23 protein-coding genes and 2 pseudogenes are annotated in these 25,672 nt (G+C 69.9%); 20 read left to right on the top strand and 5 right to left on the bottom strand.

Annotated features, from left to right (window positions below; genetic code table 11):
* A pseudogene (locus ACWCQ1_RS42535) lies at window positions 1-314 on the bottom strand (IS1380 family transposase); the annotation flags it as partial.
* 354 nt (window positions 315-668) lie between these two features.
* Between ACWCQ1_RS42535 and ACWCQ1_RS42530 the strand changes: the two are divergent.
* The gene (locus ACWCQ1_RS42530) at window positions 669-1,826 is read left to right on the top strand and encodes an RNA-guided endonuclease InsQ/TnpB family protein (RefSeq protein ID WP_451028943.1); all 1,158 of its coding nucleotides are present in this window, start codon (window positions 669-671) and stop codon (window positions 1,824-1,826) included.
* A 441-nt stretch (window positions 1,827-2,267) separates the two neighbouring features.
* On the opposite strand, the gene ACWCQ1_RS42525 is transcribed toward ACWCQ1_RS42530, so the two are convergent.
* Complete coding sequence (locus tag ACWCQ1_RS42525) at window positions 2,268-3,113, bottom strand: IclR family transcriptional regulator (RefSeq protein ID WP_451028942.1); 846 nt, start codon at window positions 3,111-3,113, stop codon at window positions 2,268-2,270.
* A 187-nt stretch (window positions 3,114-3,300) separates the two neighbouring features.
* On the opposite strand from ACWCQ1_RS42525, the gene ACWCQ1_RS42520 reads away from it, so the two are divergent.
* The 9 genes from ACWCQ1_RS42520 (at window position 3,301) to ACWCQ1_RS42480 (ending at window position 11,788) form a co-directional block, all read left to right on the top strand.
* Window positions 3,301-4,176 carry a 2-keto-4-pentenoate hydratase gene (locus ACWCQ1_RS42520; RefSeq protein ID WP_451028941.1) on the top strand — a complete coding sequence of 292 codons (876 nt, stop codon included), beginning with the start codon at window positions 3,301-3,303 and terminating at the stop codon, window positions 4,174-4,176.
* Between the two features lie 148 nt (window positions 4,177-4,324).
* Entirely contained in the window at window positions 4,325-5,698 is a 1,374-nt protein-coding gene (locus ACWCQ1_RS42515; protein ID WP_451028940.1) for an aromatic ring-hydroxylating dioxygenase subunit alpha, read from the top strand.
* Window positions 5,695-6,042 carry a bifunctional 3-phenylpropionate/cinnamic acid dioxygenase ferredoxin subunit gene (locus ACWCQ1_RS42510; protein WP_451028939.1) on the top strand — a complete coding sequence of 116 codons (348 nt, stop codon included), beginning with the start codon at window positions 5,695-5,697 and terminating at the stop codon, window positions 6,040-6,042. Before ACWCQ1_RS42515 ends, ACWCQ1_RS42510 begins: the two co-directional genes overlap by 4 nt.
* On the top strand, window positions 6,039-7,259 hold the full coding sequence (locus tag ACWCQ1_RS42505) for an NAD(P)/FAD-dependent oxidoreductase (protein ID WP_451028938.1): 1,221 nt from the start codon (window positions 6,039-6,041) through the stop codon (window positions 7,257-7,259). Before ACWCQ1_RS42510 ends, ACWCQ1_RS42505 begins: the two co-directional genes overlap by 4 nt.
* Before the next feature lie 95 nt (window positions 7,260-7,354).
* The gene (locus ACWCQ1_RS42500) at window positions 7,355-7,918 is read left to right on the top strand and encodes a 3-phenylpropionate/cinnamic acid dioxygenase subunit beta (RefSeq protein WP_451028937.1); all 564 of its coding nucleotides are present in this window, start codon (window positions 7,355-7,357) and stop codon (window positions 7,916-7,918) included.
* Window positions 7,919-7,942: 24 nt separating this feature from the next.
* Complete coding sequence (locus ACWCQ1_RS42495) at window positions 7,943-8,809, top strand: alpha/beta fold hydrolase (protein ID WP_451028936.1); 867 nt, start codon at window positions 7,943-7,945, stop codon at window positions 8,807-8,809.
* A gap of 3 nt (window positions 8,810-8,812) precedes the next feature.
* Window positions 8,813-9,652 carry an SDR family NAD(P)-dependent oxidoreductase gene (locus tag ACWCQ1_RS42490; protein WP_451028935.1) on the top strand — a complete coding sequence of 280 codons (840 nt, stop codon included), beginning with the start codon at window positions 8,813-8,815 and terminating at the stop codon, window positions 9,650-9,652.
* A gap of 50 nt (window positions 9,653-9,702) precedes the next feature.
* Window positions 9,703-11,280, top strand: a complete 1,578-nt coding sequence (locus ACWCQ1_RS42485) for an acyl-CoA synthetase (protein ID WP_451028934.1) — start codon at window positions 9,703-9,705, stop codon at window positions 11,278-11,280.
* Between the two features lie 7 nt (window positions 11,281-11,287).
* Entirely contained in the window at window positions 11,288-11,788 is a 501-nt protein-coding gene (locus ACWCQ1_RS42480) for a GNAT family N-acetyltransferase (protein WP_451028933.1), read from the top strand.
* An 8-nt stretch (window positions 11,789-11,796) separates the two neighbouring features.
* On the opposite strand, the gene ACWCQ1_RS42475 is transcribed toward ACWCQ1_RS42480, so the two are convergent.
* The gene (locus ACWCQ1_RS42475; RefSeq protein ID WP_451028932.1) at window positions 11,797-14,163 is read right to left on the bottom strand and encodes a SpoIIE family protein phosphatase; all 2,367 of its coding nucleotides are present in this window, start codon (window positions 14,161-14,163) and stop codon (window positions 11,797-11,799) included.
* A 253-nt stretch (window positions 14,164-14,416) separates the two neighbouring features.
* Here ACWCQ1_RS42475 and ACWCQ1_RS42470 point away from each other — a divergent pair, with 253 nt between their 5' ends.
* Genes ACWCQ1_RS42470 through dmpG form a run of 5 tightly spaced genes read left to right on the top strand, consistent with a single transcriptional unit; the run spans window position 14,417 to window position 19,150 of the window.
* Window positions 14,417-15,400 carry a zinc-binding dehydrogenase gene (locus ACWCQ1_RS42470; RefSeq protein WP_451028931.1) on the top strand — a complete coding sequence of 328 codons (984 nt, stop codon included), beginning with the start codon at window positions 14,417-14,419 and terminating at the stop codon, window positions 15,398-15,400.
* Between the two features lie 12 nt (window positions 15,401-15,412).
* Window positions 15,413-16,351, top strand: a complete 939-nt coding sequence (locus ACWCQ1_RS42465; protein WP_451028930.1) for a 3-carboxyethylcatechol 2,3-dioxygenase — start codon at window positions 15,413-15,415, stop codon at window positions 16,349-16,351.
* Between the two features lie 5 nt (window positions 16,352-16,356).
* A complete protein-coding gene (locus ACWCQ1_RS42460) occupies window positions 16,357-17,154 on the top strand; it encodes a 2-keto-4-pentenoate hydratase (RefSeq protein ID WP_451028929.1) in 798 nt (265 codons plus the stop codon).
* Window positions 17,151-18,125 (top strand): acetaldehyde dehydrogenase (acetylating), encoded by a 975-nt coding sequence (locus ACWCQ1_RS42455; protein WP_451028928.1) that lies wholly within the window; start codon window positions 17,151-17,153, stop codon window positions 18,123-18,125. Before ACWCQ1_RS42460 ends, ACWCQ1_RS42455 begins: the two co-directional genes overlap by 4 nt.
* Window positions 18,122-19,150, top strand: coding sequence for a 4-hydroxy-2-oxovalerate aldolase (gene dmpG / locus ACWCQ1_RS42450; RefSeq protein ID WP_451028927.1), 1,029 nt, complete (start codon window positions 18,122-18,124; stop codon window positions 19,148-19,150). The genes ACWCQ1_RS42455 and dmpG overlap by 4 nt, the downstream gene beginning before the upstream one ends.
* Here dmpG and ACWCQ1_RS42445 read toward each other — a convergent pair.
* Entirely contained in the window at window positions 19,131-19,424 is a 294-nt protein-coding gene (locus ACWCQ1_RS42445) for a LysR family transcriptional regulator substrate-binding protein (protein ID WP_451028926.1), read from the bottom strand. The genes dmpG and ACWCQ1_RS42445 overlap by 20 nt on opposite strands.
* Entirely contained in the window at window positions 19,406-20,455 is a 1,050-nt protein-coding gene (locus tag ACWCQ1_RS42440) for an alpha/beta hydrolase (protein WP_451028925.1), read from the bottom strand. The genes ACWCQ1_RS42445 and ACWCQ1_RS42440 overlap by 19 nt, the downstream gene beginning before the upstream one ends.
* A 90-nt stretch (window positions 20,456-20,545) precedes the next feature.
* Between ACWCQ1_RS42440 and ACWCQ1_RS42435 the strand changes: the two genes are divergently transcribed.
* The 5 genes and pseudogenes from ACWCQ1_RS42435 to ACWCQ1_RS42415 all read left to right on the top strand — a co-directional run bounded on the left by ACWCQ1_RS42435 (window position 20,546) and on the right by ACWCQ1_RS42415 (window position 25,513).
* A complete protein-coding gene (locus tag ACWCQ1_RS42435) occupies window positions 20,546-22,408 on the top strand; it encodes a flavin-containing monooxygenase (RefSeq protein ID WP_451028924.1) in 1,863 nt (620 codons plus the stop codon).
* A 241-nt stretch (window positions 22,409-22,649) separates the two neighbouring features.
* Window positions 22,650-22,990, top strand: a pseudogene (locus ACWCQ1_RS42430) (acyl-CoA dehydrogenase family protein); the annotation flags it as partial.
* Between the two features lie 41 nt (window positions 22,991-23,031).
* On the top strand, window positions 23,032-24,210 hold the full coding sequence (locus tag ACWCQ1_RS42425; RefSeq protein ID WP_451028923.1) for an acyl-CoA dehydrogenase family protein: 1,179 nt from the start codon (window positions 23,032-23,034) through the stop codon (window positions 24,208-24,210).
* A 551-nt stretch (window positions 24,211-24,761) separates the two neighbouring features.
* Window positions 24,762-24,977, top strand: a complete 216-nt coding sequence (locus ACWCQ1_RS42420; protein WP_451028922.1) for a hypothetical protein — start codon at window positions 24,762-24,764, stop codon at window positions 24,975-24,977.
* The gene (locus ACWCQ1_RS42415; protein WP_451028921.1) at window positions 24,974-25,513 is read left to right on the top strand and encodes a MarR family winged helix-turn-helix transcriptional regulator; all 540 of its coding nucleotides are present in this window, start codon (window positions 24,974-24,976) and stop codon (window positions 25,511-25,513) included. Before ACWCQ1_RS42420 ends, ACWCQ1_RS42415 begins: the two co-directional genes overlap by 4 nt.
* The last annotated feature ends 159 nt before the right edge of the window (window positions 25,514-25,672 follow it).

Raw genomic sequence — 25,672 nt, 5'->3', positions numbered from 1 at the left:
CGCAGGAACGTGCCCAGCGTGGAGGGGGCACGGATCCCGCCGAACAGGGCCGGCATCGCACCATGGCGCAGGACGTCCAGGTCGTCGATGCTGTCCGCACCCGTGACCATGCCGCCCACGATGCTGGTGGTCTTGGCGCCCGCCGCCGCACTCGCACCATTGCCGACCCCGCTCAGCTTCACCTTCTCCGTCGTCAGACGGGCAAGCCCGCACCGCTCAGCCAGCCGCATCACCGGGACCAGCCCGGCATACGCGATCAGATTCGTGTCGTCGAACGAGGCGGACACCGCCGAAGCGGCATGGGAAGATTGCATCTCGCGGGTGCTCTCTTGCTCTGTGGATATGGAACTGTAGGAAGTCCCATCGTCCCAGCTCAGAGGGCATCCGCGTCTTCATGTCCAAGCCCTGGACCGGCTATTGATCGGTGGATCGAGGCTTAGTCAGCTGCGAGCGGCGGGCCAGTTCGCTGACGCCGATCTCCCCGTCCATCGAGGCGAGCGACTTCAGCGTGTTCTTGCGAGGAACCCCCGGGTCTTCAGGCCCGGGAGGAACAGCATCCCGAGTCCGGCGGCGCGCAGCGCCGCAGCAGCGGCCCCGGAGGGGCTGTGAGTGGTATCGCATCGGTGGACAGCTCTCAACTGTCGTACCTGGCAGGTAGATTCGGCGGCATGAAGATCGTGGTGCAGGTCAAACTCGTGCCGGATGCCGTGCAGGCACCGGTACTTGAGATGACCCTGCGCACGGTCAACGAAGCCGCGAACTGGGTGTCTCAGATCGCGTTCGAGCGCGGTGTGCCGCGCGAGTACGAGCTACGCAAGCACACCTACACCGCACTCAAAGCCCGCGGGCTGGGAGCGCAGGCCGCGCAGCACACCATCAAGAAGGTCCGCGACGCCTACACCACGCTCCAGGCCAACATCCGGGCCGGGAACCTTGGCAAGGCGGGCTCCCAGCGCCGCCGCAAGGTGCAGTCCAAGCCCATCGTGTTCCGGCCCCAGGCCGCGCAGCCGTACGACGACCGGTGTCTTTCCTGGCAGTACGACCAGCAGACCGTGTCGGTATGGACCGTATCGGGCCGGTTGAAGAACGTCCCCTTCGCCTGTTCCCCGGGCGCGCTCGAGCTGCTCCGGCAGCATCGGAAGGGCGAGTCGGACCTCATCCAGCGGGACGGCGTCTTCTACCTCCTCGCCACCTGCGAGGTGCCCGAGGCCGAGACGTATGAGCCGGACGGTTTCATCCGCGTGGACCTCGGCATCGTCAACATCGCCGCCACCTCCACCGGCTACCAGGCCGCCGGACGGGGGCTCAACCGGTATCGCAAGCGGCAGCTGGCCCTGCGGGCCAAGCTGCAGAAGAAACGCACCAAGTCCGCCAAGCGGCGGCTCAAGGCCCGCGCCCGCAAAGAGGCGCGGCACGCCACCCACCGCAACCACATCATCTCCAAGACGATCGTGACCGAGGCTGAACGCACCGGACGCGGCCTGTCCCTCGAAAAACTGGGGGGCATCCGCACCCGGGTACGGCTCCGCAAACCCCAACGGGTCGCACTCCATTCCTGGGCCTTCGCCCAACTCGGAGAATTCATCGTCTACAAGGCCAGGCGGGCAGGCGTGCCCCTGGTCTTCGTTGATCCCGCGTACTCCTCCCGTGAGTGCGCCCAGTGCGGCCACATCGACCGCCCCAACCGGATCTCCCAAGCCACGTTCGTCTGCCGGTCGTGCGGCGTCGTTGCGCACGCCGACCGGAACGCTTCCCACGTCCTCGCCCACAGGGGCCAGGACGCGTGGCCCGCGGGGCGTGAGTCACGCGCCCCTGCCACCCCATAGGGGTGTCTGGACGGAGGAACCCACCCAGCAGCCAGCTGGGCACTACCTCCAAGCCCGGTCCTTCAGGGCCGGGACAAGTTGACAAGAACCAACGCCTTGTCGACTGCGGTTTGCTGGCCGTCGGTCGGCGCGCCGTGTGGTGCGTGTGCGGCGGTGTCAGCGTGGCGCGGCGCACGGCGGCGTCCGGCGCTGATCCGGATGCGCTGTGCCGTCTTGCGGCACGTGTTCTCGCCGCGGTAGGCGCCGACCCGCAATGCTGGCGCCAGCCGCCGGTGGACGTCGGGAGCGCCATCACCGTTGACCACTCCTGGCAAGGACAGTGGTGAACTTGGACGGGAACAGGCCACTCCGCTGGGCACGGCCCGTCCGTGAGGCGTCCTCGGTGCTGCGTACACCGGGGTCGGCGTCCAGGTGGGTGGCCTGTTGGCTCTCGTGCGAGGATCAAGCCGCAGACAGATTGTCGAGCCTTGAGGGGGCCGCCTGCCGGCTTGCTGTGGCCGCGTTGACCGCGCGTGCCGCTTCGTAGGCCACGCGTCGCAGAGCCGGCGCGAACCGGGCGGGCTCGAAGCGGCGGTCGGCGCTCGCGACGGAGAAGGCGGCCACGGGTCGCCCGGCCGAACCCATGATCGGTACGGCGACGCAGGTGAGGCCGGGAACGGCTTCCTGGCGGTCGTAGGCGACGCCGTCCTGGCGGATGCGGCGCAGCTCGGACCGGAAACGGTCGGGATCGGTGCAGGTGTACTCAGTGCGTGCCGCGAGTCCGTCGGCGATCGCGGCCTCGATGGTGTCGTGGTCGAAGGCGAGGAGGGCCTTGCCGACGCCGGTGCAGTAGGCGGGCAGGCGGGCGCCGATCCGGGAGGGGGAGCGGGTCGCTCGGTGGCCCTGGATCTTGTTGACGTACACGATCTCGGTGTCGTGCAGCACGGCCAGGTGTACGGTCTCGCGGGTCATCTCGTACAGGTCCGCCAGATGTGGCATCAGGCACTCCTGCAAGAGCGGGGGATTGGGGCCGTAGACCCGTACGCCGATGTCGAAGAGCTGGGATCCCAGCCGGTAGTTGCTGCCGACACGTTCCACGAGGTCGTTGCGTTGGAGGATGCCTAGCAGTCGGAAGGTGGTCGACTTGGTCAGCCGTGTCCGCCGAGCCAGCTCGCTCACGCCGATTTCCCCGTCCAGTTCGGCGAGGGACTTCAGGAGGAAGAGCGCCTTGTCGACCGCGGTCTGCTGGTCGGGCTCGCCGGTCGCCGTGGCTGAGGGCTGCGCGGAAGGCGGGGAGGGGAGTGGCATGGCGGGCTCCGATGGGGATCCAGGATGGCCATTAAAATGGACGCACGTCCAGCTTAATCGTTCATTTCGTCGTTGTAAAACACCGGGGACCCCGCTCGCCTCTGTGTGACGGATCCGATCGTCACCCCGTGCCGTATCTCGGCACGGTGGCTGGGCACAGCGGCCCGGAGCAGCGTCTGCTGTGGCCATGCAGCGACACGTCACCGTGGCGCCGACCGCCGTCCTCGCCGCCCCGGCTTCCCCCGACGCACAGCTCGTCGAGGAGCTGGCGGCGGTGCTGCGGCGCGCCGAGGCCTGGGGGCACCTCCCGGCCGAAGGCTGGGGGAGGATTCCCGTCGCACCACTCACTGAGGAGTACGAGGACCTGGACCTGGCCGTCGCCTACGCCGTGCAGGAGGCCAATGTACGGATCTGTCTCGCGGCGGGCGAGCACCTGTTCGGACGCAAGGTGGGCCTCACGTCCTTGCCGATGCGCGAGCAACTCGGCCTGCCCGAAGCGAGCTTCGGGACCCTGTTCCAGTCGATGGTGATCCCGGACGGCGGCATCATCGACACGCGGGAGCTCATCACCCCGCGAGCCGAGGTAGAGGTCGGTCTGGTCCCCGGCCGGCGGCTGTCCGGACCCCGCGTGACGGACGCGGAGGTCCGGGCGGCCGTCTCCCAGGTGGCGCCGGCCGTGGAGATCATCGACAGCCGCATCGCCGACTGGCGCGTCTCCCAGGTCGGCACCGTCGCCGACAACGCCTCCTCGGCGCGCGTCGCCGTCGGCCGTCCCGTCGACGCCACGGACGACCTGCTCACCGGGCTCCGGGACGAGTCCGTCGGGCTGTACGCCGGCGGGGAGCGCGTCGCGCTCGGCCTGGGGGCCGAAGTCCTCGGCGATCCGCTTCGGGTCGTGGCGTGGCTGGCCCGGACGCTCCACGCTCACGGCAGCGCTCTCCACCTGGGCGAGCTGCTGCTCACCGGGTCTGTGCACGCCAGCGTCCCACTGACACCGGGCTCTCGGCTCGCCGTGCGGTCCGGCACCGGCCGCCTGCCCGAACTGACCGTCACCGTCCGATGAACCACCAGCAAGGAAGCGGGGGAGCCGCCATGCCACCGCGTGAACCGGAGCGCTCCGACCCTTCGGGTGTGCACCTGAACGCACGCCGAACCACCAGCCCACGAGGGCGGCGCAGCACGCGCCCGATCCGGCCCGAGGAGGCCCAGCGATGACAACCACGCCCGCCCGGCTGGGGGCACCTCCCGCCCGAAGGGTGGGGGAGGACCGCCTGGCTCGCATACCCGAGCCGGCCGTCGACGTCAGCCCTTACTTCGACCTCGACCGCGGTCTGGTCGACCGCACGATCTTCAGCGACCAGGCCGTCTACCGGCAGGAGCTGCGCCGCGTTTTCGCGCCCAGCTGGCTGTTCCTCGCGCACGAGAGCCAGTTCACGAAGCCCGGTGACTTCTTCACCACCTACATGGGCGAGGACCCGGTCATCGTCACCATGGGCAAGGACCGGAAACTGCGCGCCTTCCTCAACGCCTGCCGCCACCGCGGCATGCGGGTATGCCGCGCCGACGCGGGGGCGACGAAGGCGTTCACGTGCAGCTACCACGGCTGGTCCTACGACACCTCCGGGAAGCTGATCAACGTCCCCAATGGAGGGGACTATCCCGCCCACTTCGAGCAGGACCAGTGGGGACTGATCGAGGTCGCGCAACTCGACACGTACAAGGGACTCGTCTTCGCGACCTGGAACCCCGAGGCCCCGCCCCTGGTGGAGGCGCTCGGCGGACTGACCTGGTACCTGGACGCGATGCTCGACCACGACCCGGAGGGCACCGAGGCCGTCGGCGGGGTGCACAAGTGGGTGCTGGAGGGCAACTGGAAGCTCGCCGCCGAGCAGTTCGCCTCCGACTGGTACCACGTCAACATCTCGCACGCCTCCGCGCTGATGGTCATGTCACCCACCGGCAAGGGACCCAAGACAGACATCGTGCAGACGCCGGGCCGGCAGTACACCGACTCGCTGGGGCACGGGCACGGCTTTCCGACCCACCCCAAGAGCCGTTTCGACGACCGTGTCGTACACGAGTGGACCGACTACGAGGCGCTGCGCGAACGGCTCGGTGACGCCCGGGTCGAGGGACCGATGACCACCGGGCACGGCACCGTCTTCCCGAACTTCTCCTACCTGCCGGTCAACGGCTCCATCCGCGTGTGGCACCCCAAGGGCCCGGACAAGATGGAGGTCTGGGCCTGGACCATCGTCGACAAGTCGATGCCGGACGAGGTCAAGAACGCCCAACGCATCTACAACCTGCGCACGTTCGGGCCGAGCGGCATCTTCGAGCAGGACGACGGCGAGAACTGGAGCGAGTGCCAGGCCACCGCGCACGGCTTCGTGGCCGGCTCCATGACGCTCAACTACCAGATGGGATTGGGGCTTCAGTCCGAGGACGGCGTCCACCCCGGCACCACCGGCCGCCTCTACAGCGACGGCGCCGCCCGCGGCTTCTACGCCCGCTGGCGCGACCTGATGAACACGCTCGCCTGGCACGAGAAGAACACCGAGAAGAACCCCGAGGACACCCCATGAGCACCACCAGCACCGGCATCCGGGTCGCCGCCATCGGCGACATCGAGGAGGGCGAGGCGCTGAAGGTGCCAGCCGAGACCACCGGCCACACCGACGCCATCGCCGTCTTCCACGAGGCCGGCGCCTACTACGCCCTCGACGACACCTGCACCCACGGCCAGGCATCGCTCGCCGACGGCTGGATCGAGAACGGCGAGGTCGAGTGCCCGCTGCACAGCGCCCGCTTCTGCCTCAAGTCCGGCGAACCGCAGTGCATGCCCGCCACCCTCGCCCAGCGCACCCACCGCGTCGAGGTGCGCGGGGATGAGGTCTGGCTGCACCCCGGCGAGGAGGCCGACGCATGAGCGCGCCACGGCGTATCGCCGTCGTCGGCGCGGGCCTGGCCGCCGTCTCGACCTGCGACGCGCTGCGCGCCCAGGGCTACGACGGCGAGCTCGTGCTGTACTCCGCCGAGCGCGGGCTGCCCTACGACCGCCCGCCACTCAGCAAGGACGTCCTGCTCGGCAAGTCCCGCCGCGAGAACATCCTGCTGCGGCCCGAGCAGTGGTACGACGAGCAGGGCATCGAACTCCGCGACGGCGCCCCGGTCCGGGCGATCCGCCCGCACGAGGGCGGACTGGAGCTGGCCGACGGCCAGCTTGCCGCAGCCGACCGGATCGTGCTGGCCACCGGCGGCACCGCGCGCCCCCTGCCGGTGCCGGGCGGCGACCACCCGGCCGTACACCTGCTGCGCACCTGGGAGGACGCCGAACGGCTGCGGGAGCGCCTGCTGCCCGGCGCCCGGGTGGCGGTGATCGGTGCCGGGCTGATCGGTGCGGAGACCGCGGCCGTCGCCCACGCCCTGGGCTGCCGCGTCACCCTCACCGACCCGCTACCGGTGCCACTGACCGCAGCGGTCGGGGACGACATCGCGAACGCACTGCATCGGAGGCACTCCGCCGAAGGCATCGGCGTCCTGACCGCCGGCGTCGAATGCATCGAGCGACGTCCAGGCAACCTTGGAGTCCTGCTGCACCTCACCGGCTACGGGGTACCCGTGCTCGCCGACACCGTGGTGGTCGGCATCGGCATGCGTCCGGCCACGGAACTGGCCGAGGCCGCGGGGCTGAACGTCGACAACGGTGTGGTCGTCCACCCCGGTCAGCGCACCTCCCACCCCAATGTCCTCGCCGTCGGCGACGTCGCCCGCCCCGAGGGGCACAAGGTCCGTCATGAGCACTGGGAGGCCGCCCAGCGCGACGGCGAGGCCGCCGCCCACGCCATCCTCGGCCGCCCCCTGCCGTCCTTCGGCGCTTCCTGGTTCTGGTCCGACCGGCACGGCTCCCGGCTGGAGGCGGTCGGCACGATGGCAGACGCCGAGCGCACCGTGCTGCGCGGGGCTCCCGACGACGGCGCCTTCACTGTCTTCGGGCTGCTGGGCGACCGGCTGGTGGCCGCGGCCGCCATCGACCGACAACGCGACATCAAGGCCGCTCGGCGGATCGTCGATCGCGGTGCCGCTGTCGACGCGGCTGTCCTGTCCGACGAGAGTGCGGATCTGCGCACGCTGCTCAAGCGCTGATCCGCCACGTGCCGCCTTGTGGCACACGCGCTCCCCGAACCGCCCCCTCCGCGTTGGAATGGCACCACCCGGCGCGGCCCAGAGGAGGACCCCCGATGAGCATCCACCCCCCGGAGACCCCCCGGACGACCGCACCAGCCGTCGACGAGGAGATGCGGCTCCACTTCGAGGTACAGCGCTTGTACGCCGTCGAGGCACAGCTGCTCGACCAGCACCGCTACGCCGACTGGCTGGAGCTGTTCACCGACGACCTGCACTATTGGGCGCCGGTCCGCACCAACCGCCTGCGGCGCCAGCAGGCCCTGGCCGACGGCGCCCCGGGCGAGGTCGCGATCTTCGACGAGACCAAGGCGAGCCTGGCCTGGCGCATCCGCCGGTTCGACTCGGGCATGGCCTGGGCCGAGGACCCGCCGTCGCGGACCCGGCATCTGATCACCAACATCCTGGTCTGGCCGGCCGACGAGCCCGGCGAGTACGTCGCCGAGTCGTCGTTCCTCTGCTACCGCAACCGTCTGGAACGTGAGGTCGACCTCTACGCCGGCGGCCGTACCGACCAGCTGCGCCGCGACCCGGACGACGGACGGCTGCTGATCGCGCGCCGCACCATCCTGCTCGACCAGAACATCCTGCTCGCCAAGAACATCAGCATCTTCCTGTAAGCCCTTGTCAACCGGAGCCCGCTCGTGACCACTGAACAGACCACAGAGGTGAAGCTCGTCGAGCACACCGTGCAGACCACGCTCGGCCGCATCGCGGTCAGCGAGGCCGGCGAGGGCCCGGTGTTGGTGATGCTGCACGGCGGCGGCCCCGGCGCGAGCGGGGTGGCCAACTACCGCCAGAACCTCCCCGCGCTCACCGAGCACTTCCGCGTAATCCTGCCCGACCAGCCCGGCTTCGGCGGCAGTTACCTCCCCACCGAGGCCGACCTCGACGCCCGCAGCATCACCGAGATCACCGTCGACGCCCTGCTGCAGATCCTGGACGCCCTCGGCATCGACCGCTTCCACCTGCTCGGCAACAGCCTCGGTGGGGCCGCCGCCATCGCCACTGCACTCGAAGTCCCCGACCGGGTCGAGAAGTTGGTTCTGATGGCGCCGGGAGGAGGCTGGCTGCCCTTCGGACCGACCCCGACCGAGGGCCAGAAGGCCATGTTCCGCTACTACAACGGCGAGGGCCCCACCCTGAAGAAGATGCGGGACTTCATCGGCGTGATGACCGCCGAGCCGGGGCGCTGGGCCGACACCGCGCAGGCCCGCTACGAGGCGTCCCTCGACGAGTCCCACATCGCCTTCTACCACGCCTACAACGCCGCTTTCGCCAAGCGGCACGGCATGGACCCGCTGTGGCAGCGCGTTCACAAGATCAAGGCGCCCACCCTCCTGCTGTGGGGCCGCGACGACCGCACCATCACTCTCGACGGCGCCCAGCTCATGCTCAAGCAGATCCGCGACGTCCAGCTGCACGTCTTCGGCGGCTGCGGCCACTGGGTCCAGCTGGAGCGGCAGGCCGAGTTCGAGCGCCTGGTCACCGACTTCCTCGGGGAGCACTGAATCATGGGTTGGCTGGAGGGCGAGGTCGCCCTGATCACCGGCGGGGGCTCCGGCATCGGTCGCGCCGTCGCCCTGCGCTACCTAACCGAAGGCGCGAGCGTCGCCGTCCTCGGCCGTGGGACCGCGCAGTTGGAGGAGGTCGTCGCCGCGGCGGGCAACCTCTCCGAGCGGGTGCTGCCCCTCACCGGCGACGTCCGCTCCCCGGACGATCTGCACCGGGCGGTGGACGCGACCGTCAAGAGGTTCGGCAAGCTGGACATCCTCGTCCCCAACGCCGGGATCTGGGACTACCACCGCAGCGTCACCATGCTCGACGGCAAGGAGCTGTCCGAGGCGTTCGACGAGGTCTTCGGCATCAACGTCAAGGGCTATGTCCTCGCCGTCGAGGCGGCCTGGCGGGAACTCGTCACCACGCGCGGCAGCATCGTGATGACCCTGTCCAACGCCTCCTTCCACACCGACGGTGGCGGCCCCCTGTACACCGCCAGCAAGCACGCCTGCCTCGGCCTGCTCCGGCAGTTCGCCTACGAGCTGGCGCCGAAGGTCCGGGTCAACGGCGTCGCCACCGGCGGCATGCGCACCAAGCTGCGCGGCCCCGAGAGCCTGGGCCTTCAGGACCGCACGCTGGCCGCGTCGTTCGCCAAGAACGAGGCGTCCGGACAGGAACAGCAACCGCTCATCCCGCTGTACGACTCCAGCGTCGAGCCGGAGGACTTCACCGGCCCGTACGTCCTGCTCGCCTCCCGCGCCAACAGCGGCACCGTCACCGGCGCCGTGATCCCCGCCGACGGCGGCATCGCCGTCCGCGGATTCCGTTCCCCGGCCGGTGGCGCCGGCCTCTGAACCGTCTCCCCTTCTCACTTCCGCACGACAGCCATCGAAGGAGCCGCCGCATGGCCGCCGTCGACATCAGCCCCGCCGCCGCACTGCACCGCAGAGCCCAGTACCCCACCGCCTGCGCACTCGTCTACGAGGGCCATGAGATCTCTGCCGCCCGACTCAGCCGCAGGACGGCCGATTTGGCCGCCGGGCTGGCCGAACGTGGACTGCGGCGCGGCGACCGGGTCGCCTACCTCGGCCTCAACAGCGTGACCTTCTTCGAGACGCTGCTGGCCGCGGCCCACCTCGGGGCGGTCTTCGTGCCGGTCAACTTCCGGCTCGCGGCCGAGGAGGTGCGCCACATCCTCAGCGACAGCGGTGCGCACACCCTGGTCGTCGAGGAGGGCCATCGCGCACTCGTCGAGTCCGTGATGAGCGACATACCCGCCCGCTTCCACGTGCTGGTGGACACAGATCCGCGGTGCCCCGCGGCGACGGCGCCCGCCGCCGTCTGGACACCGCTCTCGGAGCTGCTCGGAGCCGACCAACGTGGCACGGAGCCGGTGGCGCTGTACGACGACGACCTGGCGGCGCTCATGTACACGTCCGGCACGACCGGCCGGCCCAAGGGTGTCATGCTCACCCACGGCAACCTCTGGTGGAACGCGGTCAACGTCGAAAGTGTCGTGGACACCCGCCCGGACGACGTGAACCTCGCCGTCGCCCCGCTCTTCCACATCGGCGGCCTCAACGCCCTCACCCTGCGCACCCTCGTGCGCGGCGGCACCGTCGTCGTGCGCCGCGGCTTCGACCCCGCCCAGTGCCTGGAGGACCTCGTCCAGCACCGCGTGACGACCCTGTTCGCGGTCCCCGCGATGTACGGCGCCCTGACCCGCGTGCCCGGCTTCGCCGCGGCCGACCTCTCCGCCCTGCGATCCGCGATCGTCGCGGGCGCCCCCGTCCCGCCCCAGCTGATCAGGAACTACGAAGAACGCGGCATCCTGCTCCAGCAGGCATGGGGGCTGACCGAGACCGCGCCCTTCGCCTGCTACCTCCCGGCCGGGCTCACGGCGGAGAAGGCCGGATCGGCTGGCGCACCCATGCCGTACACGGAGATCCGCATCGTCGACCCGGTCACCGGGGTGGGCGTGCAGGACGCGGACATGCGCGGGGAGATCTGCGTGCGCGGCCCGAACGTCACGCCCGGCTACTGGAACAACCCCGAGGCCACCCGTGCCGCCTTCGACGACGCGGGCTGGTTCCACAGCGGCGACATCGCGCATCGGGACAAGGACGGCTTCTACTACATCGTCGACCGCCTCAAGGACATGATCATCAGCGGCGGGGAGAACGTGTACCCGGCCGAGGTCGAGCGCGTTCTCGCCGCGTACCCGGGTGTCCTTGAGGCGGCCGTCCTCGGCGTCCCGCATCCGAAGTGGGGCGAGACCGTGCTCGCCGTGCTGACCTGCGAGCCCGGGACCACGCCCACAGTGGAGGAGGTGCGCGCCTTCACCGGCGGGCACCTGGCCCGCTACAAGCTGCCCACCCAGGTGCTGATCGCCGAACAGCTGCCCCGCAACGCCGGCGGCAAGCTGGTCAAGTCCGAACTGCGGAGCTGGGTCGAGACCCAGCGGTCCGCCGAGACACCGTGAGCCGGCCATGAGCATGCACACCGCCGTGGTACCGGCACCGCCCGAACCCGTCCTGGGTACCGACTGGACGCTGCGCCCGCTCGACGAGCCCGCCACGGTGACCCCGCAGACGGCGCGCACGTATGCCGTCACCGAGGCCCAGGGCGGTCCGACGCTGCTCCTGCGCGTCCACCGCGTCGCGCACCACCCGCTGCACAGCTGCTATCCGTACGGCACCCACGACCTTGCCCTGGGCCTGGTCCTCCCCGACCACGGGCCGTCCGGTCGGGCGCTTGCCTCGAAACTGCTGTGCGCCCTCGTCCCCGCACTCTTCCTCGCGGACCCCCGCTGCCGCCGCATCGTCGCCGCACCGGACGAGAGCGACACCGTCACCCAGGTCGCCCTTGAGGCGGGCGGACTCCTCCGGGTCACCGAGGCCGACCTGCCCGACGCCAACGTGGTCCTGTTCGCCGCCGAACCGCCGGACCTCGCCGGCATGTCCACCGCCCTCGACGACATGCCCCACTGACCACCGCCTCACCGCGTGGAGGGGTGGAGAGGAGCAAGCTCGGCCCAGATGGTCTTGCCGGTGCGGGTGTAGCGCGTACCCCATCTTCGGGTGAGCTCGGCGACCATGAACAGGCCGCGGCCGCCCTCGTCGAACACCCGGGCGCGGCGGAGGTGCGGACTGGTGTTGCTGGCGTCGGAGACTTCGCAGATCAGTGCCTCGTCCTTGATCAGCCTGAGGCGGATCGGGCCGCTGGCGTAGCGGATGGCGTTCGTCACCAGCTCGCTGATGACCAGTTCCGTGACGAACGCGGTTTCCTCCAGGCCCCATGCGGCCAGCCGGTCGCAGGCGCGGCGGCGGGTCTCGGCGACGACCGCGGGATCGACGGGAACGTCCCAGGAGGCGACGCGGTCCTCGCCGAAGAGGCGGGTGCGGACCAGGAGCAGGGCGATGTCATCGGTGCGCGCTTCGGGGCTCAGGGTGCCCAGGACGGTGTCGCACAGCGCTGCGAGCGAGGACGCGGGCCGGGCCAGAGTGTGGCGCAGGGCGTCGAGTCCCTCGTCGAGGTCGCGCTCGCCGGCCGAGAGGAGGCCGTCGGTGAACAGGGCGAGCAGGCTTCCTTCGGGCACGGTGACCTCGGCCGCCTCGAAGGGCAGGCTGCCCAGACCCAGAGGCGGGCCGGCAGGCAGGTCGAGGACCGTGCCGGTGCCGTCCGGGTGCACCAGGATCGGCGGGGGATGGCCGGCCCGGGCAAGTGAGCAGATGCCGGAGAGAGGGTCGTAGACCGCGTACAGGCAACTGGCTCCGATGGCGCCGGGGATCTCGCCGGTGGCGACGGTGTCGTCCTCGGTGTGGGTGACGATGTCGTCGAGGTGGGTGAGAAGCTCGTCGGGCGGGAGGTCGATGTCGGCGAGGGTGCGCACCGCCGTACGCAGGCGGCCCATGGTGGCTGAGGCGTTGATGCCGTGGCCGACGACATCGCCGACGACCAGACCGACGCGGCCGCCGGGCAACGGGATCACGTCGTACCAGTCGCCGCCCGCCTGCGTGCTGCCGCCCGCAGGGAGATAACGGGAAGCCGTCTCCACGGCAGGAAGCGTGGTCGGACCGCGCGGCAGCAGGTTGCGTTGCAGCGCCAGCGAGATGCCGCGTTCGCGGGTGAACCGGCGGGCGTTGTCCAGGCAGACCGCGGCCCGCGCGACGAGGTCCTCGGTGACGGCCAGATCGTCAGGGTCGAACGGCTCGCGAGGTGAGCATCTGACGAACATGACTGCTCCGAGGGTGGTGCCCCGGGCACGGATGGGTACGGCGATCAGCGAACGCAATCCGCACGCGCGGGCCTGCGCCGCCTGGACAGGGTCGTCGGCGAACCAGCGGACGACCTGGGAGTCGTCCACGTGGTGCCGTTGCGCGCGGCCGCTGGCCAGACACCGGGTGATCGGCGACGAAGCAACATGGTTGCCGATCTCGCCCGTGGCCGGATGCTCTCCGGACGTCGCGGACGCCACCCTGTATGCTGCCCGGCGCAGCGGGACGGGACCGGACAGGTGAGGTGCGGGCACATCGCCCTGGAAGACGGGGTCGAGCAGGTCCACGCTGACGAGATCGGCGAAGCGGGGCACGGCGACCTCGGTGAGCTCGCGTGCGGTGCCCACCACGTCCAGGCTGGTGCCGATGCGGGTCCGGGCCTCACTCACGAGGGCCAGCCGCTCCCGGGACTCGTACTGCTGGGAGTAGTCGTACGCCGACAGACCCGCCCCCTGCACCTGACCGGCTTCGTCCGTGAGCGGGAAGATGTCGAGAGCCCAGGGGTGCGCCTTCGGCTCGCCCGGAAGTCTCACGAAGTGCTCGGTGAATTCGGGCTTCCCGGTCTGAAGAGTCCGGCGGATCCGCTGCTGGACTTCGTCGTATGCGGGGCCCTGAAGGGACTCGCTCAGGAACCGGCCGCGGGCGTCGTGCTCGGAGAGGCCCGTCACCTGCTCCGCGACCTCGTTGCCGAACAGTGTGCGTCCCTCGCGGTCAAAGATCGAAAGGGCGAGGGGCTGCTCCTGGAACATCCATCGCTTGAGTGAACACTCGTCCGGGGAGTCCGTCCCGGGTGCGACAATCACCAGGCCCCCGGTCGGCCGCTTGTCGGACGGCAGCGGATAGAGGCACACCTGAGCATCCGACAGCCTGCCATCGCGGTGTCTCAGCACTGCCCAGTCAGCGGTGAACAGATCGGCCAGAGGCCTGCCGATGACCTCCTCGGGGGCATAGCCCCACAACGTCTGGGCGCCGCTGCTCCAATGGGTCACCCGGCCGTCCGGGTCCGTGACCACGATGGCTGCGGCCGTGCCGAGGAAGGATCCTGTCGACGCTGGAGGGAGTCGGCCGGGCGGCTCGTCGGACGTCATTGTCGTGTCCTTGGTGGCCTTGTTGTCGTGCCCTAGTGGCTTTGTTGCCGGGCTTGCTGACCATGTTCACGATCCCCCTGAGGGTGGCAGGTTTCAAGCCGGGCGGCCACGCCGCGCGCTGGTCGGCGTGCCGGGCGTCCGAGGGGAGTGCAGGGGGCGGGGCACGGGCCGCCGTCCGGCAGGAGCCCGGACGTGTGCTGCACCGTGGCACACGGGCTAGGTCGGGCTTCCGGGTGCGGGTGACCGTGGCTGCGTGCTTGCAGCAACCGCCATCTCCCAGAGCGCCGCCGACCCGCTGTCCGGGCTGGTGCTGCGCGACGTACCGGTACCTCACCCGAAGCCCGGCTGGTCCCGGGTACGGGTCGTGGCCTCTTCCCTGAACATGCACGACCTGTGGACGCTGCGTGGCGTGGGCCATCCCCCGGAGCGCCTTCCCATCGTGCTCGGCTGCGACGCGGCCGGATTCGACGAGGACGGCAACGAGGTCATCGTGCATCCGGTGCTTGGCGACCCGGACGCGGGCGGGGGAGACGAGACGCTCGACCCGAACCGTGCGCTGCTGTCCGAACAGCACGACGGGGCCTTCGCCGAGTACCTGACCGTGCCCACCCGCAACCTGGTGCCGAAGCCCGCGTGGCTGTCCTTCGACGAGGCGGCCTGCCTGCCGGTCGCCTGGGGCACCGCCTACCGCATGCTCTTCACCCAGGCCCGGATCACCGCCGGCGACCGGGTGCTCGTTCAGGGCGCGGGCGGCGGGGTCGCCTCCGCCGCCATCCGGCTCGCGGTGGCCGCCGGGGCCGTCGTCTACGCCACCAGCCGCAGCGAGGCCAAGCGTGCCGAGGCCCTCACCTGGGGGGTGCGGGCCGCGCTGGCCCCCGGTGAGCGGCTGCCCGACCGGGTGGACGTCGTGATCGAGACGGTCGGCGAGGCGACCTGGTCCCATTCGCTGAAGTCGCTGCGGCGCGGCGGCACGGTCGTGATCGCGGGAGCGACGAGCGGCGCCAACCCGCCCGCGGACCTGGCCCGCATTTTCTACCTCCAGGGACGTGTGCTCGGCTCCACCGGCTGCACCCGGAGCGAGCTCGTCGCGCTGCTCCGGCTGATGGAGGCCACCGGAGTCCGCCCTGTGATCGACCGCACCCTGCCCCTCACGGACATCCACAAGGGCTTCCAGCTCATGATCGACGGCGGTCTGACCGGGAAGCTCGTCATCCACCCGTCGGCCCCCCAGAGCTAAGGACCCTCTCCCATGACCGCAGCTGTCGTCGGGCTCTCGCACTCGCCCCTGATCGGCAGGAACGACCCCGAGCCCGAGGTTCTGGCCCGCGTCGACGAGGCCGTCGAGAACGCCAGGGCCTTCGTCCGCCGCTTCGACCCGGAGCTCGTCGTCCTCTACGCGCCCGACCACTACAACGGCTTCTTCTACAAGGAGATGCCCCCGTTCTGCCTGGCCACCGAGGCCCACGCGGTGGGCGACTTCGGTTCCCAGCACGGGCCGCTGTCGGTCGACACCGACGCCGCCAGAACGCTGGCCAAGGGGGTGCTCGACCGCGGCATCGATCTCACCGTCTCGGCCCGGATGACCGTGGACCACGGCTTCGCGCAGCCTCTGGAGGTGCTCTTCGGCGGTATCGACCGCGTGCCGGTGGTGCCCGTCTTCGTCAACGGCGTGGCGACCCCGCTCGGCCCGGTCAGCCGTATCCGCGCACTCGGCACCGCGGTCGGTCAGGCCGCGGCCGACCTGGACAAGCGGGTGCTGTTCGTCGCCTCCGGTGGTCTGTCCCACGACCCGCCGGTGCCGGTGCTCGAGGGCGCACCGCCCCGGGTCGCCGACGCGCTCATCGAGGGAAACCCGCCCACCCCCGAGCAGCGTGCGAAGGGCGAGGAGCGGGTCGTCCAGGCCGGCCGCGACTATGCCGCCGGGTCGACGAAGATGATCCCGATCAACCCCGCCTGGGACAACCTCCTCCTCGACCACCTGGATCGCGGCGACCTCGCGGAGTTCGACTCCTGGGCCGTCGATGACATGGCCGCACAGGGCGGCGGCTCCGCCCACGAGGTCCGCACCTGGATCGCGGCGTACGCCTCCCTCGCGGCCACCGGCAAGTACGAGATGACGTCTCGCTTCTACGAGGCCATCCCCGCCTGGATTGCCGGATTCGCCGTGACCACGGCGGAAGGGCGGTGACCGGGATGGCAGTCACACCCGTCGAACTGGCGGCCGCCCGGCTCGCCGCCGCCTTCGCCGAGGGACGGCCCGTGGCCCCGGTACGCGATCTGCTCGGTACCCAGGACGTCGACGCCGCGTACGCCGTACAGCAGGAACTCATCCGCGGCAGAGTGGACAGCGGTGCGATCGTCGTCGGCCGCAAGATCGGCCTGACCTCCCCGGCCGTCCAGCGCCAACTCGGCGTCGACCAGCCTGACTTCGGGGTGCTCTTCGCCGACATGGACGTCTCCGCCGAAGCCGAGGTCCCCTCCGGCAGGCTGCTGCAGCCCAAGGCCGAGGCGGAGATCGCCTTCGTCCTCAAGGAGGACCTGGCCGACGGCGACCTGGACCCGGCGCAGGTGCGCGCTGCGGCCGACTACGCCGTGGCCGCGCTGGAGATCGTCGACAGCCGTATCGTCGACTGGGACATCTCCCTCACCGACACGGTCGCCGACAACGCCTCCAGCGGACTGTTCGTGCTGGCGGAACGCCGCCTCACGCTGGACGAGTTCGAGCCCCGCGAGACCGTGATGCGGCTGTACGCCGACGACGTCCTCGTCTCCGAGGGCAACGGCGCCGCCTGCCTCGGCGACCCCCTGAACGCGCTGGCCTGGCTCGCCCGGACGGCCCGTGACCTGGGTGACCCGCTGCGGGCCGGACAGGTCGTTCTCTCCGGCGCGCTGGGCCCGATGGTCCCGGCCCCGCCCGGCACCCGGATCCGCGCCGAGATCAGCTCGCTCGGCGAGGTCACCGCCGCATTCTCCGAGAAGAAGGACGCATGACTTCCCCCAAGACGTCGAAGACCAAGGTCGCCATCATCGGGTCGGGCAACATCGGCACCGACCTGATGATCAAGATCCTCCGCCTGTCGGACACCCTCGAAGTGGCCGCCATGGTGGGCATCGACCCGGAGTCCGACGGCCTCGCCCGCGCCGCCCGGCTGAAGGTCCCGACGACCCACGAGGGCGTCGAGGGCTTGATCGCTCTGCCGCACTTCGACGACATCGAGATCGTCTTCGACGCGACCTCGGCCAAGGCCCACCTGGCCCACGCCCACCGGCTCGCGCCCTTCGGGAAGCGGCTCATCGACCTCACCCCCGCCGCCATCGGCCCGTTCGTCGTCCCGCCCGTCAACCTCGACGAGCACCTGGAGGCCGGCGCGGACAACCTCAACATGGTCACCTGCGGCGGCCAGGCCACCATCCCCATGGTCGCGGCCATCTCCGCGGTGACCGCCGTCCACTATGCGGAGATCGTCGCCTCCATCGCCTCCAAGTCGGCGGGGCCGGGCACGCGCGCCAACATCGACGAGTTCACCGAGACCACCTCCCACGCCATCGAGAACGTCGGCGGAGCGGCCCGCGGCAAGGCGATCATCGTCCTCAACCCCGCCGAACCCCCGCTGATCATGCGAGACACCGTCCTCTGTCTCATCGGGGACGCGGACCACGACGCCATCCGAGCCTCCGTCAAGGAGATGGCCGAGCGGGTCGCCCAGTACGTGCCGGGCTACCGCCTCAAGCAGGAGGTGCAGTTCACCCCGATCGCGGAAGGCGAGCCCGTGCACACCCTGCTCCCCGAGGGCGCGGGCCCGGTGACCACCCGTGTCTCGGTGTTCCTCGAAGTCGAGGGCGCCGCCCACTACCTGCCCGCCTACGCCGGAAACCTCGACATCATGACCTCGGCCGCCCTGCGCACCGCCGAGTCGATCGCCCGGCACAGCACCACCGTCACCGCGGAGGCCAGCCGATGACTCACCAGCTCTACATACAGGACGTGACCCTGCGGGACGGCATGCACGCCATCCGGCACCGCATCGATCCCGCCGACGTGGGCCGCATCGCGGCCGCCCTCGACGCAGCCGGCGTCGACGCCATCGAGGTCGCCCACGGCGACGGCCTCGCCGGCGGCTCCCTCAACTACGGCCCGGGCAGCCACACCGACTGGGAGTGGATCGAGGCCGCGGCGGACGCGATCGACAACGCCGTCCTCACCACCCTCCTCCTGCCCGGCATCGGCACCATCGCAGAACTGGGGCGCGCCTACGCCCTCGGCGTCCGCTCGGTGCGCATCGCCACCCACTGCACCGAGGCCGACATCTCGGCCCAGCACATCGCCAAGGCGCGCGAGCTGGGCATGGACGTCTCGGGCTTCCTGATGATGAGCCACATGGCCGAGGCGCCCCAACTCGCCGCGCAGGCAAAGCTCATGGAGTCCTACGGTGCCCAGTGCGTCTACGTCACCGACTCCGGCGGCCGCCTCACCCTGGACGGTGTACGCGAACGGGTCCGCGCCTACCGCGACGTACTCGACGAGAGCACGCAGATCGGCATCCACGCGCACGAGAACCTCTCTCTGTCGGTCGCCAACAGTGTCGTCGCCGTCGAGGAGGGCGTCACCCGCGTCGACGCCTCCCTGGCCGGACAAGGAGCGGGTGCCGGAAACTGCCCCATCGAGGCGTTCATCGCCGTGGCGAACATCCAGGGCTGGAAGCACGGCTGCGACCTGTTCGACCTCCAGGACGCCGCCGACGACCTGGTCCGCCCCCTGCGCGACCGCCCCGTGCAAGTCGACCGCGAGACGCTCACCCTCGGCTACGGCGGCGCCTACTCCTCCTTCCTGCGCCACGCGGAGATCGCCGCCGAGCGCTACGGCGTCGATGCCCGCACCCTCCTGCTGGAAGTCGGCCGGCGCGGCCTGGTCGGAGGACAGGAGGACATGATCGTGGACATCGCACTCGACTTGATGTCCAACCCGGCTACCAGGCCCGTGAACTGACACGGAGGTCCATCAGGCCGGCGTTGCGGTCGCTGCGCACGGCCAGCTCAACCTGCGGGTACCGGGTGCGAAAGGCGCGCACGACGCGGGGCAGCAGGGATGCGGCGATGGCGGGGAAGGTGCCGATGTGCAGGCCCGCCGCAACGCCACGCCGTCCGCGCGCTCGGCGGCGGTAATCTGAAGGCCCGGCACATCGTGGTCGCCCGGAGGGCTGAGATCCCGACTGAAGGCGTTGTCGTCGCCATTCCGCGATCCTTACAACCCGGTGATCCAATCCGTCACGACGCGCAGGGCGTCGGCGTTGTTTTTCTCAATGATCATCCCGTGGCCGTTGCCGTGCACGCCGTGGTCGGCGAGGCGCACCAGCTCGACGTCGCAGCCTGCCTGCTCGAGGAACGCGACGAGGTGGCCGTCGAAGTGCACGAATGGCGACGCTGGCGCGCTGACGACCGCAATCGGGAACTGGCTGAGGTTGGCAAGCCTGCGCGCCGGCTCCTCCTGGAGGGTCATCGGGATCCCGCCGTCCGCGGGCGGCTCGTGCGTCACCAGCCGCAACTCGTCGGCGCTCACCGCCGGTGGGTCGAAGGTGAACGGGGCGGAGGCGATGCCCCACGTCAGGTCGAGGCCAGCCTCCGGCATCTTGAGGAACGGCGGGCCGAGGACCTCGAGGGCGACGAAGGCCTTGACGAGGTGCGGCCGCGCGTCGGCGGCCAGGAACGCGCCCGGACCGCCCGCCGAGTGCGCGACGATGACGGCTGGGCCAATGCGGTCGAGCAACGCGGCCAGCCGCGCCTGCTCGAGGGCGTGCATCTCGGGTTGGTTGGCGAGCACCGGGCCGCTCGAGGCCAGCCACTGGTCGGACAGAGGATCGTCGAGCTTGCGGGCACCAGGCCACTGCGTATGCAGGTGCGCGGTCGGATGCGAGCCGGGACCCTCGGTCGGCGGCACGAAGATCGGCTCCAGGAACTCAGTCCCAAGGACCGGGCTCATCGGTCCGAGAACGTCCGGGTGGTGCGGCGAGCGTCCGTGGCCCGGCCGATCGACGACGTATACGGCGTAGCCCTGATCAACCAGGAGCGGGGCCCAGCCCGGCCGGCCGTCGGGCGTCGTCAGGTAGTCGAGCCCCTGACCGCCGCCTCCATGCACGAGCACCAGCGGCACCGGGAAACGTCTTTCTTCCGGCTCGTACCACTCGACGTACATCGGCCCGCGCAGCACGGTTCCCAGCGGTCCCTCGACCCGCTCGCCGCCGACCCAGAACGACCCGCGGCGACCAGACGCCGTCCAGCCGTGATCCTCACCCATGTTGTTCCTCCGGCCCTGTGTCCCTGTGTGCGATATCGGTGGCTACCCGACTCTGTACGTCAGGCTACCTGACACTCTACCGTGACCGGCATGACGACAACCGGAAGCATCGACACCATCACCGACAGCGAGCTTCAGGCGGCCCGAGAGCGCTACCGCGTCGAACGGGACAAGCGACTGCGGCCTGATGCCAACGACCAGTACATCGAGGTCACTGGCGAGTACGAGAGCTACGTCGCTGACCCCTACGTCGAGCCCGGCTTCACCCGCGACCCCGTCGTTCGCGATGTCCAGGTCCTGATCATGGGCGCGGGGTTCAGCGGGCTGCTCGCCGCAGCGCGTCTGCGCGACGCCGGCATCGATGACTTCGCCATCATCGAGAAGGCCGGCGACGTCGGCGGCACCTGGTACTGGAATCGCTATCCGGGCGCGCAGTGCGACATCGAGAGCTACATCTACCTCCCCCTTCTGGAGGAAACGGGCTACCTCCCGATCGAGAAGTACAGCCGCGCGCCCGAGATCCGACAGCACGCCATCCGGATCGCCCAGTTCTACGACCTCTACCCCCGGCTGCTGTTCCAGACCGAGCTCCGCGAACTCCGCTGGGATCCCACCGACTCCCGCTGGCACGCCAGCACCGACCGTGACGATCGCATCAGCGCCCGTTACGTCATCCTCTCCAACGGTCCGGTGAACCGCCCAAAGCTGCCCGGCATCCCGGGAATCACCACCTTCACCGGCCACACGTTCCACACCAGCCGCTGGGACTACGCCTACACCGGAGGCGACGAGCGCGGCGGCCTCGAAGGCCTCGCCGACAAGCGCGTCGCCGTCATCGGCACCGGCGCCACCGCCATCCAGTGCGTGCCCCACCTCGGCCGCTACGCAGAGCACCTGTACGTCGTCCAGCGGACTCCGTCCGCCGTGGACGTCCGGGGCAATCGGCCCACCGATCCCGAGTGGGCGGCCACGCTCAAGCCCGGTTGGCAACGCGAGCGGATGCGCAACTTCAACGCGCTCGTCAACCCAGCCTCCCTCTTTCTCGGGTCCGCTCCGAGCGAGGACCTCGTCGCCGACGGCTGGACCTCCCTGTTGGGCAGCACCATGTCGGCGAGCCTCGAGGCCGCGCAGTCCGGTGCCACCGGCGACGACGTCGGTGTCGCCTACGAACGCGCCGACCTCGCCCACATGAACCGGGTCCGCCGGCGCGTCGACGAGATCGTCGACGACCCTGACACGGCAGAGAAGCTCAAGGCCTGGTACCGGACGTTCTGCAAGCGCCCGACCTTCAACGACGACTACCTGCCCACCTTCAACCGACCCAACGTCACCCTTCTGGACACCGAGGGCCGAGGCGTCGAGCGCGTCACCGAGCAGGGGATCGTCGTCAACGGCGTCGAGTACGAGGTCGACTGCATCATCTTCGCCACGGGGTTCGAGATCGGCACCAACTACACCCGCCGATTCGGGTTCGAGATCGTCGGACGAGACGGCGCCACGCTCTCGGCGCACTGGGCCCAGGGGCCGCGCACCCTCCACGGCTACTACAGCGACGGCTTCCCGAACTGCTTCTTCACCGGCCTCAACCAGAACGCCTTCACCCCGAACTTCTGCCACATCCTGGACGAGCAGGTCGAGCACATCACCAGCGTCTTGCTCGAGGCCGAGCGCCGAGGCAGTCACAGCGTCGAGCCCACCGCCGACGCCGTTGAGGGCTGGGTCCAGGAGATCGCCGCGACCCAAATGCCCTTCACCACCGAGCTCCAGACCACATGCACCCCGGGCTACTACAACGGCGAAGGCGCCACTGGGAAGGGGAAAGGGCTCCTCGAAGGGCTCTACGGGTTCGGGTCCGACGCCTACTTCGAAGTCGTCCGCACGTGGCGCGAGAACGGCATGCCCGGTCTCGCCTTCGCCCGACGCGACACGGAGGTGAGTCCAAATGCCGACTGAGCTTCCGCCCAGTCCCCGCACACCAGCCTTCGTGCAGATGCTTGCTGGCTGCTGCGTCCCAACCCGTACATGTCGCGCTGCCGGCGCAAGCACGGCACGACGTTCTCGCTGCGGATCCTCACGCAGTCGCCGATCGTCGTCCTCACCGGCAAGCACTGAGGCCGGTCACCATGGCATCAGCCTGCTCGTCGTCGGGCGCGGCATGGAGGGCTTCGGGCGAGGCCCCAACCTCGACATCGACTACGCCAAGACGCGCGAGGCGTTCGGCAAGCCCATCGGCAAGTTCCGGCACAACCGGTTCCTGCTCGCCGAGATGGCGACCGGGGCCAAGAACACCCGGGTGTTCGTCGACGACGGCGTGCGTAAGCACGTCGCCGGCCGGCTCGACGCCGTCGGGGCCTCGCAGGCGAAGTACTGGGCCACCGAGCTGCAGGACAAGCTGGTCAACCAGGGCGTCCAGCTGCACGGCGGCTACGGCTACATGCTCGAGTACCCCTCGCACGGGCATACCTCGACAGCCGGATCTCCACCATCCACGGCGGCACGACCGAGATCCAGAAGGAGATCATCGGCCGCTCGCTCGGCCTCTGGGCCGGCCCCCACCGATATCCGGAAGGAACACGATGGACTTCAATCTGCCCGAGACCGCGCTGGCCGTGCAGGACGGCGTTCGCGCCGTCGCCGCCAAGTACGACCACGCCTACTGGTCGGAGTGCGAGGAGGCGCACCGCTTCCCCACCGAGGTGTTCACCGACCTCGGGAAGGGCGGCTGGTTCGGACTCAACATCCCCGAGGAGTACGGCGGCGGCGGCCAGGGCCTGCTCGAGGTCGCCGTCGCCAACGAGACCCTGTGCGCGTCCGGCGGCAGCGCCGGCACCTTCTTCTACGTGACGACGCCCGGGTTCGGGGCGACCACGCTGGTGCGGCATGGCACCGAGGAGCAGAAGAGAGAGATCCTGCCCGGGATCGCCGCCGGCGACGTCCAGTTCTGCTTCGCGCTGACCGAGCCGGACGCCGGCAGCAACGCCATCGAGATCACGACCTCGGCCCGTCGCGACGGGGACGACTTCCTGATCAAGGGCCAGAAGGTCTGGATCTCCAACGTCGAGAACGCCGACTGGATGGTCGCGGTGACCCGCACGATCCCGGCAGCCGAGGCGCAGCCACGCCACGCCGGCTTCACGCTGTTCCTCATCGACGTCAAGGAGGCGCTCGCCGCGGGCTCGCTGACTTACACGCCGATCCCCAAGATGGGGAGCAACATCCTCTACTCGAGCCAGGTGTTCTTCGACGACGTCCGCGTGCCCGCCCGCAATGCCATCGGCGAGGTCGACCACGGCTTCACGGTGCTCTGGGACGTGCTGAACCCCGAGCGGATCCTCGCCGCCGCCGGCGGTGTCGGCGCCGCCGACGCGGCACTCGCCTACGCCGTGCAGTACGCAACGGAGCGGGAGGTGTTCGGTCGGCCGATCGGCGCCAACCAGGGCCTCCAGTTCCCCCTCGCCCAGATCAAGGCGAAGGCGGAGCTCGGCCGACTGATGACCTACAAGGCCGCCTGGCTCTTCGACCAGGGCCTCCCCTGCGGCAACGAGGCCAACGTCGCCAAGCTCACAGGCGCCCAGGTGGCGTGGGAGGCCGCCGACCAGGCCTTCCAGACGCTCGGCGGCATGGCGTACTCCAAGGAGTACCCGGTGGAGCGGTGGCTGCGTGATGCCCGTATCGGCAAGAACGTTCCCGTTGCCGAGCAGCTCGTCCTCGCGCACATCGGCACGTCGATGCTGGGGCTGCCCAAGTCGTACTGACGCCCGCCCCCGCCCTGCGGTCGGCGGCGGAGGGTGACCCTGTCCGCGGCTACGAGCACAAAGCAGGGCTTCTCCGAGCCCGAGGCGGGCTCGGACCTCGGCTCCTGTGCCATCGGAGCCAGGATCGACAGCGCGGCGTACCGCTACCGAACCATCCTCATCCCCGCCGTTCAACGAACTCCTTCCAAGACACCGCCACGGCAGATGCCATCGTCAGACGGGACCCGAAAGGCGTCGCCGAGCAGGCAAGGCGGCGCCACCTCGCGAAAGGCGCGGAGACGTTGCGCGCCTCCGCTGCCGCATGATGCTCGGGAAAGACACCGTAGGAGTCGTGGCTACGTCCGGGCCCGTCACGTGGTAAACCTCTGCGACTCAGAGGCCGAGGAAGCCGCGGCGACGTGCTCAGCGTCGACCCGTCGCACAGAGTTTCTGCTAACCTGAAACTGCTCTTGGTGGCCCCGTGATGCCAAACAGGAAGCAGGCCAGTGCGGATAAGTTTCAGGTACCCGCAGACTGTCGCTCGTTCGGCGACGCGGTGGGAGGGCTTGACAGTGGCGACCGAGGGCGACGTACTGCTGGTAGGCAGCCTGCCGTTCTACAGCGCGATGGAGCTCGCCCGGCGAGACCTGCCCGCCTTCGGCGTCGCGGTGGTGTGCGGCTGCGGACGCGTCCCGCGCGAAGAGCTGCCGGCGATCCTGCAGGCCCATCGCGACTGCGCTGTCGAACTACAGCGAGCCGAGGCAGCGCCAGTAGCGAGCGCATCATGAGCGCCGTCGGGGGGGTGGCCGGTGCGAGCCGGGCGCTCCAGCACGATGAGTTCACGAACGACAGCACCCCGGCGACGGCCGAGCCGGGGATCTCGTACGCGATCGGGCGGCTGCAGACGCTCGTCTTCGCCGCCGTCACCGAGCGTGTCGCCCCATATGGCCTGACCACTTTGCAGTTCACCTCACTCAGCGTGCTGAACCGCCACGGCACACCGCTCTCGAACTCGCAACTGGCACGGCGCTCGTTCATGACGCCGCAGTCGATGCACGAGGTGATCAAGCGCCTCGAAGGCGAGGGCCTGATCAAGCGCGACCCGCACCCCGACCACGGCCGCAAGCTGCTCGCAACGCTGACCGCCAAGGGCCGTCGCGTCCTTGCCGAGTGCGAGGCTGCGGTGGCGGAGTGGGAGGAGACGTTGCTCGAAGGGTTCAGCGAGGAGGAGCGCGCGGCGTTCCTGAGAATGATCAAGTGCGCAGTCAATAACGTCCACGGCGGCTTCGAGGTTCCGGGGCCGGCAGCGGAGGCCCGCCGCTGATGTCGAACTGTCCGGTCTGAGAGAGCTTCGACCCGCTCAGCATCGAGTTCCTCTGCGACCCGTTCGCAGTGAGGCAGGCGCTTCCGCACGACGACGAACCGGTGTTCTGCGCGCCGTCGCTCGACTCCTACGTCATCACGCGCTACGCCGACGTTGAGT

The organism is Streptomyces sp. NPDC002144 (genome assembly GCF_053593695.1).
This window is presented reverse-complemented; position numbering and strand designations above follow the sequence as displayed.